This window comes from Leptospira kobayashii (assembly GCF_003114835.2).
Taxonomy (GTDB): Bacteria; Spirochaetota; Leptospiria; order Leptospirales; family Leptospiraceae; genus Leptospira_A; species Leptospira_A kobayashii.
The window spans coordinates 142,923-161,648 of record NZ_AP025029.1; the positions used below are offsets into that span (position 1 = coordinate 142,923).

The following is an 18,726-nucleotide window of genomic DNA, read 5'->3' on the forward strand; positions in this document are numbered from 1 at the left end:
AAACCGAAAAGCGCAAAGATGCAAGAAAAGTTTGGATGTACAATTTTTCAGTATTTATGCCAAAGTATGATAGACAGGAGAATGTTCCCGTTCCCAGAAAAGAGGGCAGAGAAGTCCAAGTGATATTTCTCTGGGAACCGAACCATTCGGAAGAACCGTACCGATTGCAATTAGGTGAATGGAACGGAAATTAATCAGGAGAAATTATGCCGATTCCTAAAGAAACATCCGAAACTTTGATTCGTGAAAAAATGTTGAAGGAAGGTTTGAGCGAAGCCTTTGTTTCCGATTTTTTACAGAAAGTGGATTTGGTCCGAAAAGGAGAAAACGGAATCGTTACCTGGAATGAAGTAGGCGATCTGGATCCGAAAAAGGATGAAATTGATTTTTTAGAGATTCAAAAATCATATCCATCCGATCCGAACACTTTGTCCAAACTCGTAGTGATCAAGTTAAACGGTGGACTCGGAACATCCATGGGATTGGAGAAAGCGAAGTCGTTAATTCCGATCAAAGACGGTAAATCTTTTTTAGCGGTAATCGCCGCACAAGTGGAATATATCAGAAGTTTATGCAATATTGAAATTCCACTTCTTTTGATGGATTCTTATAATACCCAAACGGACAGCCAAAAGGAATTGAAACAAATCGGCTTCAAACAAAGTCTGACCAGTTCTTTTTTGCAACATAAAGTACCTAGACTTGCCGCGGGAGATCTGACCCCTGTTTCCCTTTCCCATGAAATAGAAGAGTGGTGTCCTCCCGGACACGGAGATATTTATTTTACCTTAGTGGAAACTGGCATCTTGGATGAACTACTTTCCAAAGGTTATGAGATCGCATTTTTATCCAACGGAGACAATCTGGGCGCAACGGTCGATCCTCATATTGTCTCTTATCTTTTGAAAGAAGGCATTGATTTTGCCATGGAGATGACTCCTAAAACACTGGCGGATAAAAAGGGAGGAGCCATTTACAGAAAAGTTGTAAATGGAAAATTCTTAAAATACGAACTTTTGGAAACGGCTCAGGTTCCGAAAGAAAATGAACATGAGTTTGGCGGTCTTGGGAAGTTCAGAACATTTTCCACAAACAATCTTTGGATCAACTTGCGTTCTCTCAAAAAAAGATTTTCCGAAGGTGATTTTTCCCTCTCTCTCATTGTAAATCCGAAACAAGTCGAAGGAAAAGATGTGATCCAATTGGAAACTGCAATGGGTTCCGCCGTTGGTAATTTTCCGAAATTCAAAGGAATCATCATTCCAAGAGACAGATTTGCTCCTGTGAAAAAAACGGAAGATTATCTGGTTCGCCGTTCGGATGCATATGTTTTAAACAAAGATTATTCTTTGACTATGGCTCCTCTTCGTAAAGAGAAAGGGTTGGGAGAGGTGTTAGTCAGCCTGGATGATGCTTATTATAAAAAATTAGGTCCTTTCGATTCTTTGTTCAAAGTCTATCCTTCCATGATGTTTTGCGAAGAATTGACAGTAAAGGGTGAAGTCGAATTCGATCAATTTGTCGAAATCATAGGCAAAGTAAGGATCGAAAATCTTTCCGGGAAAAAACAAAAATTATCTTCATTGAAAAAATCCCGTTTAGAAAATGAAACGGTCGTTTTGTGATGCGTTATCTTCTCATTTTCCTGTTTTCTTTTGCTCTGATTCAATGCGGGGCACCTTTTTCTCCCAGATCCGCTTGTTATGAAAGAAACAAATGTTCTACGATAGAAGGAACTTGTTTTTTACAAAATGATCTTTTTTACAGATTTGGAGCGGACTCAGGACAGTATTCCAATCAGGATCTGAGTATTCTTGTCGGGACTTGTCTCGGTTTGGAAAAAAAATGCAGGAAGAATTGCGACAGCGGAACTATTTTTTAAGCTCGGAGAGGATTCTTTCTCTCATGGAAATCTCCATTCGGGTAATATAAGCATTGTTTTGCGAAATTCTCCAGCTCATAAGCCCTCCTTCATAAAGGTTGATTAGATCCCTTGTGACTTCCAAAGATTGGAAACCGGAAGGGATTTTGTTTTCTTCTTTTAATTTCGTAAAAAAATTAAAAAACATTTTTTCCCAGCGTTCTACGGAAGACTGAAACTCGTATTGAAAGCCGGAATGTTCCAGTGGGAATTGGCTGGAAAACAAAGCGATAGGGCAACCTTGGTAGATCGCATCTTTGGATTTGATTTGTATCTGAACTGCTTTGGAAAGTTCATCCACAAACGAAAGAGGGTCTTTGCTTTTTGTCAGAATGTTTTTCAACCAGACCTGCACTTCTACGGAGTAGTGGTGGATCACTCTTTTTCCTAAATCCTCTTTGGAGGGAAAATGATCATAAAAACTGGCTTTGGCAGTGCCTGATTCTTTGATGATTTGGTTGATCCCTGTGTTTGCATAACCCTGATGATAGAAGAGTTGGATCGCAGTTTTTAGAATCCTTTGTTTGGGAGGAATTTTGCGTATTTCACTCCTTTCCTGAACAATCATAATTATAAATCTACTATTTCTTTTGAAAAGTCAAGTGGAACAGACAAATCTGTCTGCTTTTTTATTGACAGACAGACTGGTCTGTCAAAGAGTCAAATTATGAGCCAAACTTTAAATTCCCCCTTTGTTTCGGAGCTCCCGGTGCTCTGGAGCGATATGGATTCTAACGGACATGTGAATAACGGTGTGTATCAGTTTTACTTTGATGAAGCCAGGATGCAGGCCTTGGAAGAGGAAGGATTTTCCCTTTCTAAAATGAGAGAAGAAAAAGTAGGGCCTGTAATGTACAAGGCCGAACTCAGCTATAATAAACCTCTCACTCATCCGGATAAGATCAGGATTGAAACTACTTTCGGTGATGTTTCCAAAACGAGAGGAAAAGTATTTCAAACCATGAGAAGGGTTTCAGACGGGGAAGTTGTCTGTCAGGCCGTATTTCATACTATCTTTTTCAATTTCAATACAAACAGGCCTTGGAAACTTCCCGACCGGTTTGTTGAAAAATATTCCTGATCTATTCTCTAACGAAAGATAGGTGGCCTTTTTCCGGAAGTAAACTTTTCTCTTTGAATTCTGCCGATAGAGAATCGGCAGAAGGGGAAAGATTGATTTTCCATTTCCCTTTTTCTTCCAGAATATGGGAATCGATTGCAAACTTTCCCCGGTAAAATTCTTTATCGTTCCACTTAAGAGTATACTCTTCCAGGGAATCATCCGATATGATTTCCAATTTTACAGGTTTAACATTTGACTTTCCGTCCCAATACATAGCGGTCCAAGGGCCGACAAACTTGGTAATGGTGGATTCTCCGAAGGTTCGTACTTTCTTTATATCCTTTACCACTTCGCTGAGAACGATCACAACGGGAGTGGAAGCAAGGCTTTCTTCTTTATCCGATTCTTTCGCACGAATGCTTACAAAGTAGAATTCGTTTTTTTCCAAATTAGAAATGACGGTTTGGTCCGCATTGCCTTCCGGATTCGATACCAAATTCCAATCTTTTTCTTCTTTTTTACGAACTAGAACGGAATACTTTTCTACATTGGATTGTTTTTTCCAAGAGATGGAGACGGAAGATTTTGCAGGAGTCTCCGAAATATTGATAATTTGAGGAGTCGGTGAAATCTCAGCGCGTTTCGAAAGTGAAGTCGCATAACCTGTGTCATAGTCCGATGGGGCGCTTAAGTAATGATTATCGAAAACTGCGGAGACGGCGTAATCATTTTCAGTGAGGGGGGGATTTTCGTCTGTGAAATTGGTTTTAGCGGTTCTACCGATTTTGGACCATTCATCATCCACATTCTTTCTTCTAAATACCACATACTCGGTTGCATTGGTGGAACCGTCCCATTCAATAACAACTTTATTGGAATACAATCCTTTGGAAGCGGATACTTGACTTGGAATCAGTTTTATGTTTTTACCAGGATCTAAAAATCCGGAAACGTATTTGCTTCCTTCCCCGATTAGATTTTTTCTATGAGGGAACACTCGGTACAATTCCGCGTCTCCGTTTTTGGACGCTTTGTAATCCACATAACTAGGTTTATCCGATTTTCCCAAAAAACGGAAAATTTTAGTGGAAGGGTTCCATTTATAGATAGAGTATTGATCTGCTGTTAGATGGCTATCCCACTCCAAAGTGATCCGGTCGTAATATTTTCCGATACTTGCAGTGAGATTCGTGATAGGAACGATTTCGTTCGTTTTGGGGTCGGAAGTCGAGTAACCTTCATTTGAGTCGTGAGACGGAAGAGAAATTCTATGTTCGTCAAGACTTGCTACCCGATATGTGTATGCAAGATTTGTCTGTGCTCCGAAATCATCAAACTGAGTTTGTCTGGACAAACCTACATTTTGAAATCTAGATTCGCCTTTTCTCTTTCTGTATATTTCATAACCGATCGCTTTGGGATCTTTTGACCAGGTGACCCGGATTTTGTCCTTGAATTCTCCTCTGGTCACATAAATTTCGTTTGGTGGACGAAGGTCTCTTCCTGTGGAAGGAATTTCATCCAGGATTGCCAATACTTGTTTTTCCGAATATAATTTGGAGTCTGTTGCGGGAGTTGCCGTATAAGCAGCCCGAGTCAACCTTTGGATGAGGGAATAGGAAACCCAAAGGTATCCGGAATCTCCCCATTCTCTTCCCCAAGAGTTCCAAGCCCGAAATGCTTTTTTATCATCATCATATCCTATCAAAACCAAGGACTGTGCTCCGAGTAGTTCCCCCGAAGTAGTTTGATAAACGGCTGAGCCGTGGGCCTCCAAAAAGTTCTCATAAGTAAGAAAACTGATCACGACCGGGTTTCGTTTGGAAATGGAATGTTTTAAATGGAATAATTCGTTGGAATCGATTTTGAAAATGCGGGCAAATCTCGTTTCTCTCCCAAGCTCAATCTGATTGGCGCCCGGTTTGGATCGAAACTGGGAAGGAGTGTAATTCATCTCTTTTAACGGAACGGAGCCTCTGCTCTGGGCGAGTATCAATCCTTCCAGTAAGGATGCTCCCGAATCTTTTCCACCGTTCAATTGGTTGTAAATATATGCCGGAGAATAGAATACCGACTGGCCTTCTTTGGAGATAGGATTTATAGAAGATATGTTTCCTCTCTTGTTTTTTTCCGCTTCAAAGTAAGAAATGAGTCCGAAACCGACTGCAAATCCTACACTGCTTTTTTGATTTCCCTGATCACCGGGAGGAGGAAAGGAATCGGAAAGATTCGTTTCTTTCGGAATTTTATCTTCATCTAATGCCCGATAGCTGGGAAGACTTTCGTACAATTCGTAAGGATCCGGAATCAGTCCTGAGGGAAAACGAAGGGATTTTGTTTCACTATTGCCCGTAACAGGGCGGGAATAAAAGCCGGCTGCGGAGAGTGCGACCAGCCCGAAAATACTGAGGAGAGCGATCCTTCTTTTTTCCATGATCAATCTTCTTCCAAATCAAAGAGTATTGGCAATCTATGAGACATTTTAGTCGGTTTGCCATTATTGTAACCCGGAACAAAACGAGCCATTCGAATTATTTTGAGGGCGGCTTCGTCAAACCCGTATCCTGCTCTTCCGGAGGCGATTTTGGCCCCTTGCAACTGGCCGGTTTCATCTACTTGGACCATAACAACCACTGTCTTTGTGTTTATATTTGCGGCTTTCGCCGCTTCTGGAAAGAAACTTTTTAGATCAAAATCTATGATAGGAGTAGGCGGACGATCCCCGTTATAAGAAAATAAAAATCCGTCTTTGTCCGTTCCGTCCCCGGAAAGTTGGTTGGGATTGATATCAGTATCATCCGGTGCTTCTGCGTTTTGGTCTTTATTGGACCCTTCGACCCAGTCGGTTTTTTCTACAGGGGCTGGGCTTGATTCCCCTCCCAGTAGTTCGGGAGGAATTTCTTCCCAATCCACATCGACTTCGTCTAGTTTGCTGACTTCTTCGTAGTCCGAGTCGCTTGGCAAAGTAGCGATAAAATAAATCAAATAAACGGAACCATGTAAAACCAATGAGAATAGGATGGAAAATTTAAAGAGTCCGAATTCATGAACCCAGGATTTAAATTGTTTCCATCTATCTTTCATTTTATTTTTTTACGGAGAGTGCGATTCGCGTAACACCTGCTTTACGAATCAACCCCATAGTTTCTGTGATTTTCCCGTAAGGAAGCCTTTCGTCCGCGGAAAGAGTGAGCCTCATATTGGGTCTGATTTTCGCCTCTCTCTCCAAATGTTTCACTAAGGAAGGGATGGTAGTGTCTTTGCCTTCCAAAAGAATTTTGCCGTCTTTGGTCAGAGCGACTTGAGTGGATTCGGCAACATTGGGATCTGCAGCAGCTACTTTCGGTAAATTGATGTTAATCGACTCTTTTTTCAGAAAGTTGGCTGTCACCATGAAAATCACAAGGAGTACGAGGATCACATCCACCATCGGTGTGATGTTAATCGATCCTATTTCTTCGTCGTTTCCGCCGGAATTGCCTGCCATAAACTATCTCCTAATGGTGAGTATGTGAAGAATGACTTGATTTGCCTGTGACTAGATTGGCATGAAATTCTTTGGAAAGGATTTCCAAATTTCCAGTGATCACTTTGATCTTTCTGGAAAAATAATTATTTGCCATAACGACAGGAATGGCAACTGCAAGTCCCGCCGCAGTAGCAAGTAGGGCGGTGGAAATACTGCGCATTACCACTTCCGCTCCCGAGTTTCCGAGAGTTCCCAGTCCGTAGAATGCTTTGATGACTCCGAGTACTGTTCCCAGTAGTCCAATGAAAGGGGTATTGTTTCCAAGAGTGTTTAAGATCGGAAGTCTCTCTTCCAGATGAAGTCTTTCTTTTAAGATTTTGGCATCCATCAGTTCGAATAAACCTTTTGGATTTTCCTTTTCTCTTTCCAGAGAAAATTGAGTGAAACGTGTGTACGCGGTTTCCTCTTTTTGATCATGAAGAAGTTTTTCCGTGCCTTTGTGGTCTTTGTGGCGCAAAAGTGGGATTAGATGTTCTAAAAACGAGACTGCTTCTTTGGTAAGGTTTTTGCGAAAAATGATCAATCGTTCTACAAATACGGCAACGGCCAGGATGCTTGCGAATAACATCACCACAAAGATAAATTTTTCACCGATATCTACGAAATCCTGCATGTATCCCTCTTCTTTCTGACAGGATTTTGAGATTCGGTAGCAATTAAAGTGAAAAATTCTGATAAAAGTGATCGAATTCTATTATTGTTCAGTATCGGAAAAAACTGTTTTTCCTGAGCGAAATAAGCACTCTGACCCATACACTGGGCCGCTTTAACTCGGCTTTTTGAAAATGTGAGAGGAAAATGAAACGAATTCTTGGGATACCTTTCTTAATTCTTGGAATCATACTGGTTTATTATTATTCCGTGCGTGCTTGGCAGATGTTTTTGGTTGTTTGCCCGAATCATGATTTTTTGTCTTGGGATGAAAACATCAGGCTTGCCACAGTTCTAGATCAGTATGTGGATTTTAGGGACGGTTCTTGGTTTAAGGGATTTTTTCCTTTTTTGGAATCTCCTACCTGGCCTCCTCTCCGTTCCATAGTCACATTTGCTTCTCTTTATTTTCCTACGGACTGGCCTGTTACTTATAGGGATTCCTTCAACGGACTTTTCTTTCTCATACTCGTTTATCCAACGTTATTCTATATTTTGACTCAGGTAACACGGTCCTGGTTTTGGGGGAGTGTTTTGTCTTTTTTTAGTTTTGTACTGACTTTGCAAACGCAAGAAGTGCCTGCTTATTCCCTCACTTCCATGTTGGAAACCCAATCCATGTTTTTTCTGCTTTGGTCTGCCTATGCTCTCTATAGGCTCTATGAGGAAGATAACAAAGGGGAAATCAGAACTTCTACCAAATATCTGATCGCATTCTCTCTGTTTGGTTTTTATTTTACAAAGTATCCTTACGGAATCTTGTTTTTTATGGCATGTTTCGCATATGAATTTTTGCGCAATCCATCCAAATACAAAGATGTGATTGTATATCTCTACAAGGATTATGCGAAGGGCTTTCGTTTGGCGTATTTGGTTTTTGTGGTTCTTATGATTTTATCTCTGCCTGTACTTCGGGTAGTAAGTGATATCAATTTGAATCAAAGACCGTTTAAGATGTTTATGTACTATATAAGTCTTGTTTTATTCGTAGACTTATCCCTTTTTCTGTTTCGCAACCGAAACAAAGCCGTTACTGTTTTTCCTCGCACAACTGTCGTTTTGTGGACATACGCTATTTTCCCGGCATTCTTATGGCTTTTTTGCAATCCGGACAGGGTCAGCGCATTGATAGATGCGCAAATGATCATAAACCATTATACCCGTAGTTTTTTTCTGACTCTTTGGACGGAGCCAGGCATTGATCCGAGAGTGCCAGGGATTTTCGATTTTGTTTGGGGATTTCGGATTTTGTTTTTGGTTTCTTCTGTTTCCATTCTTTATTTTTTCGCAAACAAATCCAAGAATTGGAAAGATAAGATCAAAGATCCTTTGTTTGGTGCAACTGTAGCGATCTTTTTGGAGCTTTTGATTTTAGAACTTACCACGGGAAACAAACAACCGCGCCATGTTCTACAATTCATTCCTGCGATCGGATTTTTTACCACCGCTTGGTCTTTGCGTTTTGTGCAATCCACGGAATCAAAACCTTATCTGGCGGCAGGATATCTTAGCATAGCAGTTGTTCTGGGGCTTGTGGGTTGGAATTTGTTTTATAATCAAGGACTACTTTCCGACCGGTTCTTTCAAACCAAACCGTTTTGTTACCGTGGAACTAATGTTGCCGATTTTCAGCCTGCCCGAGAAATCGCTAACCAATTGGATCCGGTCAAAAAATACATTTTGATCAATGCATTTCATGACAAAGAAAAATATGAAACAAAGGGAAGGGTTCTTGCTTCGGACTTTGATTTGGCTATGAAGCTCAAAACTTATGAAAAAGGTGCAGTGAGAAATGATCATCCTAGAAAGTGGAAGGACTGGTCAAAATTCGATTCCGTTCTTTTATTAAGTGATACTTGTCCTGATGCTTTCGTAGAAGAAAAGTTTGAATCAAGATCTAAAATCTTGATCGCTGAATCCACATTAATAAAAACATACAGAGAGGGGAGTGGAATCGCCTGCTTACAGGAGTTTCGTATCCTCAAACCGGAAGTGACAAAGTAAACGTATGAGCATAGCTGCCTTTTCCATAAAAAGACCCATCTTTATTTCATCCCTTGTAATCCTTATGGTTTTTACAGGTTATATTGCGTTAAAACGAATCGGCGTGGATTTGTTTCCCGATATCAATATTCCCTTCGTAGTCGTATCAACAGTTTATCCCGGCGCCGGTCCGGAAGAAATTGAAACCTCCATCTCAAAACCCTTGGAAGAAGAATTAAGTTCTATTTCCGGTTTGAAAAGAATCACTTCCCGCAACCAGGAAGGTGTATCCATGGTATTCGCCGAGTTCAGCCTAACAACTGACATCAAATATGCGGAACAACAGGTTCGGGATAAAACTGCCAGGGCAAGACCCAATTTTCCGGATGCATCGAAAGAACCTTTGGTGCAAAGGTTCGATCCTGCGGATCAACCCATCATGCGTATATCTTTGTTTGCCGACCTCCCGGAAGGTGAGTTGTATGATTTGGCGAAAGAACAAATCAAAACCAAATTGGAACAGGTAAATAATATCGGTGCGGTAAGAATCATCGGTGGTGCGAGAAGAGAAATTCATATCGAACTTGACCGAAACAAATTGAATTCCTATCAAATCCCGGCAGTTGCCATCGGGAACCAAATCCAAAACTCAGGGATTAATATTCCTGCCGGAAAATTCGAATCCGGTGCAACGGAAACTTCATATAGAACCGTAGGCAAATACGAGTCTCTCAGCCAAATTGAAAACACAGTTGTTTCCTTCGGAGGAGAGTTCGGCCGCGGAGTACTTGTAAAAGATCTGGGTAGAGTGACAGACACATTGGAGGACAAACAGACTCTTGGGTTTCTCTACGCTCCAGTCGGTGTGAAAGAGCATGAAGAACCGAGTATCATTGGAAAATTATTATTCAAATACGATCCTCCTGAAAAAGAAAGGGTTCAGAAAAAAGCCCTGTTTCTGGATGTTTATAAACAATCGGGAGCTAACACGGTAGCAGTTGCCGATGGAATCGTTGCCAAAGTAGCAACCATCAACGAAAGATTAAAAGGTCAAAAAGGAAATCCTCAAGTCATTCTGATCCGAGACGGTTCCAGATGGATCCGTGCCAATATTGAGGACGTAACCATAGCGATTGTTCTAGGGATTCTACTTGCAGTGCTTGTGGTGTATCTCTTCCTCGGGAATGTCCGTTCCACAATCATTACCGGTATGGCGTTACCGAATTCCATGCTAGGTGCGTTTATCATCATGTATGTGATGGGATTTACGATGAACGTAATGACTCTTTTGGCACTTTCCTTGGCGGTGGGACTACTCGTAGATGATGCGATCGTAGTCAGGGAAAACATCTTTCGTAAATTGGAAGAAGGGGAAAGTGTCATTGTCGCGGCAAGAAAAGGTACCGAAGAGGTGACTCTTGCCGTGATCGGAACTTCTTTGACGGTGATTGCCGTATTTTTGCCGATCGGATTTCTATCGGGGATCGTAGGTCAGTTTTTCAAACAGTTCGGATTGACAGTGGTATTTGCCATGATTATTTCCCTTTTCGACGGTTTGACCGTAGCACCCATGTTATCCGCTTATTTCGCGGGAAAACAAACACATCATCTTAAGAAAAATTTCGTTCTGCGGGGGTTCGATAAATTCCAAGACTTTTTGGATCGAGGTTATGCATTTGTTATGCGGTTCGCATTAAAACGTCCTTGGGCAGTGATTCTACTTACCGTTTTTACTTTGTTTTTGAGTATTTTCTCTTTGAAGTTTGTAAAAAAAACCTTCCTTCCTCCTAACGACCAGGGGGAATTTATGGTGAATGTGGAAATGGCTCCGGGTACATCCCTGAACGGGACTTATGAGGTAGTCGAACAAATCCAGACCGAGATGAAGGCAAAGGTTCCTGAAATCGATTTGATGGCAACTGTTGTGGGAAATACCGACGGAGAGTCCAACATCGCGACGATAGGTGTTTCTTTGTTATCATCCGAATATAGAAAAAGAACTACAGCACAGGTAAAAGATCAGATTCGTGAATTTTTAAAATCTTACGAATACGCTCGCCCCAAGGTAAACGACTATTCTGCGATAGGCGGTGGTGTGCAGTATCCGTTTAATTTGAATATAAAGGGTGAAAATCTACATGATCTGGAAACTTACTCTGCAAAAGTAATGAAAGAATTGGGAAAAATTTCCGATCTGACGGACATAGATACTACTTATCGAACGGGAAAACCCGAATTTCAAGTGGTCCCCGATCGGGCAAAAATGCAGACTGTGGGTGTGGTCGCAGGTGTGATGGGTGCCGAGCTCAGATATCATATCGAAGGCGGTGAAGTTGCCAAGTTTTTACAAAATGGTATCGAATATGATGTAAGACTCAGATTACGGGAAGATCAAAGAAATTTGCGTAAGTATTTTTCGGAAACAAGGGTTCCCAATATCCAAAACCGTTTGATTCCTTTATCAGCCATTGCCAATGCAAAGGAAAGTTCTTCGCCTGCGCGTATTATACGGGAAGACAGGTCCAGGGTAATTCCGATCAATGCGAACTTGGCTCCCGGTGGCGCGATTGCTTCCGCTTCGGATGCGGCGGCAAAGATTTTAAAAGACAAATTGCCTCCCCCTCCCGGAATCAGTTTTGCTTTCGTGGGACAATCGGAAGATTTCAAAGAGCTGATTCAAAACATTATACTTGCCTTTGGTATGGCTTTGATTTTCATCTATCTCGTATTGTCTTCGTTATACGAGTCGTTTGTCACACCGATTACTATTTTGTTCGCTATCCCTCCCGCCATATCAGGTGCTTTCTTTGCACTTGCGCTTACTGGTGAGATGTTGAATTTATTCAGCATGATCGGTTTGATTCTACTTATGGGTCTGGTAGCTAAAAACTCGATCTTGCTTGTGGATCATGCCATGCAGGCGATGAGGGAAGAAGGGATGACTCGTAATGATGCCATTTATGATGCGGGTGTCAAAAGACTTCGCCCGATTCTTATGACTTCTCTTGCTATGATTGCGGGAACCATGCCGATTGCATTGGGAATCGGTGAGGCTTCCAAATCCAGAACCGCCATGGGGATCGCTATCATAGGAGGACTGATTCTTTCCACTGTGATCACATTGGTTGTGGTACCTGCCGTCTTCGGTTATATTGACAGGTTCCGGGAATGGCTTGAATCCAAATTCCGCCCTGATTATAAGATCAACGCTAAAGACTTAGATTAGAAATGGTTTTTTTCCGCTTGCCCTCTTTCGAAAAAAGAGGTCAGGTGGAGCCATGTCTCAAGAAAGGCGTATTTATAAACGTATTTCCGAAAAGGTACATATCACTTATCGAGTCATCCAATCGGGTTCGGACAAAATGTTCCTTCCCAAAGATCGAGGGGAAGGGGAAACACAGGATATTTCGGAAGGCGGCCTTCTATTCAGCACAAAAGAGCCCATGCCTATCGGGGCAAGGTTGGAATTGGAACTTAGATTTCCGGATGTCCGTTACGTGCTCTATCCCAGGGCAAAAGTGGTGAGATTGGAGGAATTCAACGAAGGGGAATTCTATGAAGTAGGTTTGGAATTCAATCAGCTGTTTGAAAATGATAAGAAATTGATTTTGGAACATATTACGAGACTCGGGGGATAAGAAGAGTTCGGTTAGTCTTTGTTAGGTGGTGCAAGGGTGCCCCCGCCCTAGATTTGGGTGGAGGGGAGTGGTTCGTGGGTTTGCCCGCCTTTTCTATATCATAGATCTCCGCTCGTATCCAGAGATTTGTCGAAATTTATAAATTTTTTTCCGATTTGTTCGCCTTTTTGCCGGCGATTTTACATCATCATCCGTCATCTAGGAAGTCTATGATCAAAAAGTTTGGTTTCGTTTTCTGTTTGTCCGCATTTTCCCTGCTAGCCCAATCTTTGCCCGAGTTTGCGGATTCCTTGCCCAACCCTATATCGGATGAAAATTCCCGGATTTTAGACCAAACAGGCATTCTTGAAAGTTCTGGAACCAAACATAAATTAAACGAAGTGATCACTCATTTGGAAAAGGAAACTTCCGTTGAGATGACAGTCGTTATTTTGCCATCCGTTGATCCTTTGGTTCCTAAACAAGTTGCGATCGAACTTTTTCGAATTTGGGGCGTAGGCAAGAAAAGGAAGGGCAATGGGATTTTAATTCTTCACGTTTTGGATCAAAGAAGAATCGAAATGGAAATCGGTTACGGGTTGGAAGAAAAATTAACCGACATCATTTGTAAAAACATCTTGGAAGAAAGAGCTATTCCTTATTTTGAGTTAGGTGCTTTTTCCGTAGGTTATGAAAGCTTGTTTGATTCCATAACAGGAGTATTGAAATCAGATCACGCTCCTTTCTTAAAAGTTTTAGGAGAATCTTCGGAAAAATTTCCGAAGCCGACGGAAGCTGCATTGGATGAAATTCCGGAAGGACTTGAGGCTTATCTCGATCCTAGTTCCGAATCAAGGGAGATTTGGGAACAAAGATACCCCATTTTTTTATATATGGGAATATTGATCGCTATGATCGGTTATTTCTTTTTATGGGAAAGAAGAGATCCTTGGCTTAAACATTATAAGGAAAGCCATTATTGGGAAACAAGATTTAGAATTTGGGCTTCTCTTTTTCTGGGTTTTTCCTTTGTTTGTATCATCATTTCTATTACTAGTTTCTGTTATGCGAAATGGGGCGGTGATTTTTTACCTCAGTTTATCGCAGTCCCCGGCTTTTTCGGTTTAGTTCTCTTCTTTTTTACATTCAATTGGTTCAAGAAATTCTGGGAGGATTCGTTGCAGTATTTGCCGATCCCATGTAAAAAATGCGGATCCAAACTTTATCCTGTTTTTGACGAGACTGATAGAGAAGAATATTTGGACCAAAACGATAGCAAAGAAGAAAGTCTCCATTCCTATCGATTCATTATATTTAAATGTAAGTTATGTTATGCGATTGAAAAGCAACGTAAACCGGATTATCGGTATGAAGAATATTCCTCTTGCCCGAATTGTAAAATCCGTTCCGTTTATGAAAAAACAAAGACAATACATTCGTCTACTTATGACAAGGAAGGGGAAGAAGAGGTAAAGTTTAAATGTATTTATTGCGAATATTCTAATATTAAAAATAGAATCGTGCCTAAACAAATACGATCTACAAGGTTCTTTCTGCGGGGAGGTGCGGGTTCCAACCATTAAATCACGTACAACTACGTGTATAACAAACCTTCTTTTTATTATAATATTTAGGATGATTACTAAATACAAAAAGAGGTTTGGCAATGAATCTTAAAGTTACTCATTCGTTTTTTTTCTTTATTTTGATCGTATCGGCGTTCTCTTGCAAAAGTGGAAAAGATGATTCGGATCCGATTTCCGATTATTTTCTGTTCCAAACTCTGTCGACGGTGATAAATGGCAGCGGCCCTTCCGCAGATATAAACCCAGAATTGGGTTTCCCCGGAACTAAAACTACGGTTACGGGAGAAGGTTTTATCGGTACTGCTTCCGATTATACAGTGACCGTAGGTTCCGCCAACGCGACAGACATCAATATTCTTAGTGCCACTTCGTTGGAATTTACCATGCCTGAATTGGCGGGTATTACTGATAATGCGACGGTTGCTTTGTCCGTTAAGAAATCTGGTGTAAGTTTAGTAAGCAAGACCATTCGTTATCGTCCGGCTCCTGTGATTGCTCTCAACCAACCGAACAGTTTCAATCGGAAAATCGCATCCAACGATAAAAGCGTATTTTTCACTTTTACGATAACAACGTCCGGGCTTCACCTGTTCAATTCGTACGGATCCGCAGCCAATTTGGATTTTTTCTATTACACTTCTCCTACTTCGAGTGCGACAACGATCGCCACAGGAACGGCGATTGATACGGAGTTCAAAAGGTTTAATCTTACGCCGGGAACATATTACTTACAAGTGAAATTCATATCCGGCTCCGATTCCAATTTCAAAATGAATATTGCTAGTAATGACGGAGTAGTTCCTACCTCAACCAGTAATAGCGTCAATGGAACAGCCGGAGTAGGGTCAACTTATCTATGTTATGATTCACTGGGATTCGGAAATGCAAATGTTGCGGGAAGCTGTGATGTGATCAATGGTGCGGACGCTGCAAATAAAACCGGAAAATGTACATATCCTTCCGCAAACGGGATTACCACAAGGGTTTATTATGGCAATGGATTTCAGACATCTTACGCGCAATTTACTTGTCTCAATCCTGGTAACGGTTCTCAGAATGAAACGGAATCTATATTCAAAGCATTCCCGTAATTTTTGTCAGAGAGATCTTTCCTAACTTGGGTTTGGCGGGCTATTCAGTTCTTAGTTTAGCCTGCCACCAGTTTTTTGATTTCTTTCAAGAGGGAAGATTTGCCGGATACCACGCTTTCTTCCGCCATTAGAATGGTTTCTTCCATTCCCTGTGTGCCGTAAAACTTGTCGAGTACGGCTTCCTTCAGTGTTTCCTGAAACCAAAGCCTGGATTGATCTTTTCTATTTTGTTCAAAATAACCGTTTGTTTTTGTCGTTGCGGAATAATCCAAAACCAACTTCCAAATTTCATCCGTACCTTTGCCGCCTAATCCACTACAGGTGATGGCTCTGGGAAACCATTTTGATTTGGGTGGCGGGAATAAATGTAATGCGGATTCATACTCGGCTTTTGCCCGAATGGCATAGGGTTCATTTTTCCCGTCAGCCTTATTGATAGCAATTAAATCCGCCATTTCCATAATGCCCCGTTTGATTCCTTGCAATTCATCTCCCGCACCCGCAAGCATCAAAAGTAGAAAAAAATCAACCATCGAATGGACTTGTGTTTCGGATTGTCCGACTCCCACAGTTTCAATGATAATCACGTCGAAGCCGGCCGCTTCGCAAAGATACATGGATTCTCTTGTTTTTCTTGCAACTCCTCCCAGCGAACCACTGCTAGGGGATGGTCTGATAAAACAACCTTCTGCCCGGGAAAGATTTTCCATTCTGGTCTTATCTCCGAGTATGCTTCCATGTGTTTTTTGAGAAGTAGGGTCGATGGCAAGTACCGCTACCCGTTTTCCTTGCTCTAAAAGATAGAGGCCGAAGGATTCTATAAAAGTAGATTTGCCGACTCCGGGAACTCCTGTGATTCCTATGCGAATGGAATTTCCCGTCCTTGGAAGAATTTTTTCCAAAACCAATTGTGCAAGTTCGCTATGATCTTCCCTGTTGCTTTCGACCAGGGTGATCGCTTTGGATAGAAGGGTGCGATTGCCTGCAAGCACTCCCTTTGCGATTTCTTCCGGAGAAAATTTCGATTTTTTTGTGAGTTCTCTTTGTTTGAGAATGTAAGGATTTACCGAAGGGGCACCCTCCACACCGGGCATTACATGCAGCGCGGTGTCCGAAGGGTTCTCTCCTTTTGTAGGGTGGGGATTAGGCTGTTCTCCGTTCATTGAGCATAATCGTTAAGATTTGTTTTGCGGCATCCGAAATCACTGTGCCGGGTCCGAAGATCGCAGTTGCTCCCGATTTGTACAGGAAATCATAATCTTGTGCCGGGATCACTCCGCCTACAACTACTAGCACATCTTCTGCACCTAACTTTTTCAACTCTTCGATCACTTGAGGAACGAGCGTTTTGTGCCCGGCGGCAAGAGAAGAAACACCGAGTATATGGGCGTCGTTCTCTACCACTTGTTTGGCGACCTCGGCAGGTGTTTGAAATAAAGGCCCTATATCAACGTCAAACCCCATATCTGCAAAACTGGTAGAGATGACTTTTGCTCCCCGGTCATGACCGTCCTGGCCCATTTTGGCGACCATGATCCTCGGTCTTCTTCCTTCCAATTTGGCAAATTCATCCGCCAAATTCCTAGCTTCTATAAATCCTTTGTCTTCCGAAATTTCGGAAGAATAAACACCGGAAATGGATCGAATCACAGCTTTGTACCTTCCGAATACTTTTTCCATAGCATAAGAAATTTCTCCCAGAGATGCACGTTTTCTGGCAGCGTCGACTGCCAGTTCGAGTAGATTTCCTTTCCCGGATTCTGCGGATGCGGTGATTGCATTCAATGCCGCTTCCACGGCACTGGAATCCCTATCCCGTTTCATTTGATTCAAACGATTGATTTGAGCTTCTCTTACCGCAGTATTATCAATATCTAAAATATCAATCGGCGCTTCCTTATCCAAACGGTACCGGTTTACACCTACGATCACGTCTTTTCCGGAATCGATCCGTGCTTGTTTTCTTGCTGCAGCTTCTTCGATTCTCATTTTAGGAATTCCGGTTTCAATCGCTTCCGCCATACCACCTAACTTTTGTACTTCTTCAATCAGAAACCATGCTTTGTGAACCAGATCATGAGTGAGTTTTTCCACATAATAGGAACCGCCCCAAGGATCGATCACCCGATTGATATTCGTTTCTTCCTGAAGATAGATCTGAGTGTTACGTGCAATTCGAGCGGAAAAATCGGTAGGAAGTGCTATCGCTTCATCCAATGCGTTTGTATGGAGAGACTGTGTATGACCGAGCGCGGCTGCCATCGCCTCGATACAGGTGCGCCCCACATTATTGAACGGATCTTGTTCCGTAAGGGACCAACCGGAAGTTTGGCAATGAGTTCGGAGCGCCATGGATTTTGCGTTTTTGGGATTGAATTGATTTACTATTTTCGCCCAAAGAAGTCTGCCTGCCCGCATCTTTGCGATTTCCATAAAGTGGTTCATTCCTATGGCCCAAAAGAAAGACAATCTGGGAGCAAATTCATCTACAGTCAAGCCGGAAGCAATTCCTGTGCGAATGTATTCCCAGCCGTCCGCCAAAGTATAAGCTAACTCCAGATCGGCGGTTGCACCTGCTTCCTGCATATGGTATCCTGAAATGGAGATCGAATTGAATTTCGGCATATGTTGGGACGTATAACCGAAAATATCTGCAATGATCTTCATGGAATGTTTGGGCGGGTAAATGTAAGTATTACGCACCATAAATTCTTTCAAGATGTCATTCTGAATTGTCCCGGATAACTTGTCTTTGGTGACGCCCTGTTCTTCGGCGGCTAATATATAGAAGGCGAGAATGGGAATGACTGCCCCGTTCATTGTCATGGAAACGGACATCTGATCCAAAGGAATCTGATCGAATAGGATTTTCATATCCAGAACCGAATCGATTGCCACACCCGCTTTTCCTACATCACCTACAACACGTTCGTGATCCGAGTCGTAACCTCTGTGAGTCGCCAAGTCGAAGGCAACGGAAAGTCCTTTTTGACCTGCGGCTAAGTTTCTTCTGTAGAATGCATTGGATTCTTCCGCAGTGGAAAACCCTGCATACTGGCGAACCGTCCAGGGTTTGTTCACATACATGGTGGAATAGGGCCCTCTTAAATAAGGAGGAAGCCCTGCCACATAATTGAGATGTTCCAAGCCCTCCAGATCCGATTTGGTATAACGGGATTGGATCGGGATTCCTTCCGGGGTCTGCCATAGGGAAGTCGATTTTTGAAAGGAGTACTTGGGGGGAGCGGAAAAGGGTATTTTTGTAAAATCAGGTCGCATAGAATC

At 42.1% G+C, this 18,726-nt stretch carries 16 protein-coding genes; 9 read left to right on the forward strand and 7 right to left on the reverse strand.

The window, feature by feature from the left end; genetic code table 11:
* Positions 1 to 35: 35 nt before the first annotated feature.
* Genes DI077_RS18920 through DI077_RS18930 form a run of 3 tightly spaced genes read left to right on the forward strand, consistent with a single transcriptional unit; the run spans position 36 to position 1,882 of the window.
* The gene (locus DI077_RS18920; RefSeq protein WP_242935453.1) at positions 36 to 194 is read left to right on the forward strand and encodes a hypothetical protein; all 159 of its coding nucleotides are present in this window, start codon (positions 36 to 38) and stop codon (positions 192 to 194) included.
* Positions 195 to 206: 12 nt separating this feature from the next.
* On the forward strand, positions 207 to 1,625 hold the full coding sequence (locus tag DI077_RS18925) for a UTP--glucose-1-phosphate uridylyltransferase (RefSeq protein ID WP_167837228.1): 1,419 nt from the start codon (positions 207 to 209) through the stop codon (positions 1,623 to 1,625).
* Positions 1,625 to 1,882, forward strand: a complete 258-nt coding sequence (locus DI077_RS18930) for an LA_0364 family Cys-rich lipoprotein (protein WP_109022378.1) — start codon at positions 1,625 to 1,627, stop codon at positions 1,880 to 1,882. Before DI077_RS18925 ends, DI077_RS18930 begins: the two co-directional genes overlap by 1 nt.
* Here DI077_RS18930 and DI077_RS18935 read toward each other — a convergent pair.
* A complete protein-coding gene (locus tag DI077_RS18935; RefSeq protein ID WP_109022377.1) occupies positions 1,872 to 2,489 on the reverse strand; it encodes a TetR/AcrR family transcriptional regulator in 618 nt (205 codons plus the stop codon). The genes DI077_RS18930 and DI077_RS18935 overlap by 11 nt on opposite strands.
* A 99-nt stretch (positions 2,490 to 2,588) precedes the next feature.
* Here DI077_RS18935 and DI077_RS18940 point away from each other — a divergent pair, with 99 nt between their 5' ends.
* Positions 2,589 to 3,002 carry an acyl-CoA thioesterase gene (locus DI077_RS18940; RefSeq protein ID WP_109022376.1) on the forward strand — a complete coding sequence of 138 codons (414 nt, stop codon included), beginning with the start codon at positions 2,589 to 2,591 and terminating at the stop codon, positions 3,000 to 3,002.
* Position 3,003: 1 nt separating this feature from the next.
* On the opposite strand, the gene DI077_RS18945 is transcribed toward DI077_RS18940, so the two are convergent.
* The 4 genes from DI077_RS18945 to DI077_RS18960 are packed head-to-tail and all read right to left on the reverse strand — an operon-like array spanning position 3,004 to position 7,126.
* The gene (locus DI077_RS18945) at positions 3,004 to 5,418 is read right to left on the reverse strand and encodes a C1 family peptidase (protein ID WP_109022375.1); all 2,415 of its coding nucleotides are present in this window, start codon (positions 5,416 to 5,418) and stop codon (positions 3,004 to 3,006) included.
* 2 nt (positions 5,419 to 5,420) lie between these two features.
* A complete protein-coding gene (locus tag DI077_RS18950; RefSeq protein ID WP_109022374.1) occupies positions 5,421 to 6,068 on the reverse strand; it encodes an energy transducer TonB in 648 nt (215 codons plus the stop codon).
* A 1-nt stretch (position 6,069) separates the two neighbouring features.
* Positions 6,070 to 6,471, reverse strand: a complete 402-nt coding sequence (locus DI077_RS18955; RefSeq protein ID WP_109022373.1) for an ExbD/TolR family protein — start codon at positions 6,469 to 6,471, stop codon at positions 6,070 to 6,072.
* Positions 6,472 to 6,481: 10 nt separating this feature from the next.
* A complete protein-coding gene (locus DI077_RS18960) occupies positions 6,482 to 7,126 on the reverse strand; it encodes a MotA/TolQ/ExbB proton channel family protein (protein WP_109022372.1) in 645 nt (214 codons plus the stop codon).
* A gap of 185 nt (positions 7,127 to 7,311) precedes the next feature.
* Between DI077_RS18960 and DI077_RS18965 the strand changes: the two genes are divergently transcribed.
* The 5 genes from DI077_RS18965 to DI077_RS18985 all read left to right on the forward strand — a co-directional run bounded on the left by DI077_RS18965 (position 7,312) and on the right by DI077_RS18985 (position 15,441).
* On the forward strand, positions 7,312 to 9,168 hold the full coding sequence (locus DI077_RS18965) for a hypothetical protein (RefSeq protein ID WP_109022371.1): 1,857 nt from the start codon (positions 7,312 to 7,314) through the stop codon (positions 9,166 to 9,168).
* A 4-nt stretch (positions 9,169 to 9,172) separates the two neighbouring features.
* Positions 9,173 to 12,373 (forward strand): efflux RND transporter permease subunit, encoded by a 3,201-nt coding sequence (locus DI077_RS18970; RefSeq protein ID WP_109022370.1) that lies wholly within the window; start codon positions 9,173 to 9,175, stop codon positions 12,371 to 12,373.
* A gap of 52 nt (positions 12,374 to 12,425) precedes the next feature.
* Positions 12,426 to 12,785 (forward strand): PilZ domain-containing protein, encoded by a 360-nt coding sequence (locus tag DI077_RS18975; protein ID WP_109022369.1) that lies wholly within the window; start codon positions 12,426 to 12,428, stop codon positions 12,783 to 12,785.
* Positions 12,786 to 12,994: 209 nt separating this feature from the next.
* Entirely contained in the window at positions 12,995 to 14,347 is a 1,353-nt protein-coding gene (locus tag DI077_RS18980; RefSeq protein ID WP_109022368.1) for a TPM domain-containing protein, read from the forward strand.
* Between the two features lie 83 nt (positions 14,348 to 14,430).
* On the forward strand, positions 14,431 to 15,441 hold the full coding sequence (locus DI077_RS18985) for an IPT/TIG domain-containing protein (RefSeq protein WP_109022367.1): 1,011 nt from the start codon (positions 14,431 to 14,433) through the stop codon (positions 15,439 to 15,441).
* Positions 15,442 to 15,497: 56 nt separating this feature from the next.
* On the opposite strand, the gene meaB is transcribed toward DI077_RS18985, so the two are convergent.
* Together meaB and scpA are read right to left on the reverse strand one after the other, a co-directional pair.
* Positions 15,498 to 16,535 carry a methylmalonyl Co-A mutase-associated GTPase MeaB gene (gene meaB / locus DI077_RS18990; protein WP_217351575.1) on the reverse strand — a complete coding sequence of 346 codons (1,038 nt, stop codon included), beginning with the start codon at positions 16,533 to 16,535 and terminating at the stop codon, positions 15,498 to 15,500.
* Between the two features lie 49 nt (positions 16,536 to 16,584).
* Positions 16,585 to 18,720 carry a methylmalonyl-CoA mutase gene (scpA, locus tag DI077_RS18995; RefSeq protein WP_109022365.1) on the reverse strand — a complete coding sequence of 712 codons (2,136 nt, stop codon included), beginning with the start codon at positions 18,718 to 18,720 and terminating at the stop codon, positions 16,585 to 16,587.
* Between the last annotated feature and the right edge of the window lie 6 nt (positions 18,721 to 18,726).

What these genes read in the sequence shown, in the direction of transcription:
- DI077_RS18920 (WP_242935453.1), top strand. Translation starts at nt 36, where the DNA reads ATGTACAATTTTTCAGTATTTATGCCAAAGTATGATAGACAGGAGAAT.
- DI077_RS18925 (WP_167837228.1), top strand. Translation starts at nt 207, where the DNA reads ATGCCGATTCCTAAAGAAACATCCGAAACTTTGATTCGTGAAAAAATG.
- DI077_RS18930 (WP_109022378.1), top strand. Translation starts at nt 1,625, where the DNA reads ATGCGTTATCTTCTCATTTTCCTGTTTTCTTTTGCTCTGATTCAATGC.
- DI077_RS18935 (WP_109022377.1), bottom strand. Translation starts at nt 2,489, where the DNA reads ATGATTGTTCAGGAAAGGAGTGAAATACGCAAAATTCCTCCCAAACAA.
- DI077_RS18940 (WP_109022376.1), top strand. Translation starts at nt 2,589, where the DNA reads ATGAGCCAAACTTTAAATTCCCCCTTTGTTTCGGAGCTCCCGGTGCTC.
- DI077_RS18945 (WP_109022375.1), bottom strand. Translation starts at nt 5,418, where the DNA reads ATGGAAAAAAGAAGGATCGCTCTCCTCAGTATTTTCGGGCTGGTCGCA.
- DI077_RS18950 (WP_109022374.1), bottom strand. Translation starts at nt 6,068, where the DNA reads ATGAAAGATAGATGGAAACAATTTAAATCCTGGGTTCATGAATTCGGA.
- DI077_RS18955 (WP_109022373.1), bottom strand. Translation starts at nt 6,471, where the DNA reads ATGGCAGGCAATTCCGGCGGAAACGACGAAGAAATAGGATCGATTAAC.
- DI077_RS18960 (WP_109022372.1), bottom strand. Translation starts at nt 7,126, where the DNA reads ATGCAGGATTTCGTAGATATCGGTGAAAAATTTATCTTTGTGGTGATG.
- DI077_RS18965 (WP_109022371.1), top strand. Translation starts at nt 7,312, where the DNA reads ATGAAACGAATTCTTGGGATACCTTTCTTAATTCTTGGAATCATACTG.
- DI077_RS18970 (WP_109022370.1), top strand. Translation starts at nt 9,173, where the DNA reads ATGAGCATAGCTGCCTTTTCCATAAAAAGACCCATCTTTATTTCATCC.
- DI077_RS18975 (WP_109022369.1), top strand. Translation starts at nt 12,426, where the DNA reads ATGTCTCAAGAAAGGCGTATTTATAAACGTATTTCCGAAAAGGTACAT.
- DI077_RS18980 (WP_109022368.1), top strand. Translation starts at nt 12,995, where the DNA reads ATGATCAAAAAGTTTGGTTTCGTTTTCTGTTTGTCCGCATTTTCCCTG.
- DI077_RS18985 (WP_109022367.1), top strand. Translation starts at nt 14,431, where the DNA reads ATGAATCTTAAAGTTACTCATTCGTTTTTTTTCTTTATTTTGATCGTA.
- meaB (WP_217351575.1), bottom strand. Translation starts at nt 16,535, where the DNA reads ATGCCCGGTGTGGAGGGTGCCCCTTCGGTAAATCCTTACATTCTCAAA.
- scpA (WP_109022365.1), bottom strand. Translation starts at nt 18,720, where the DNA reads ATGCGACCTGATTTTACAAAAATACCCTTTTCCGCTCCCCCCAAGTAC.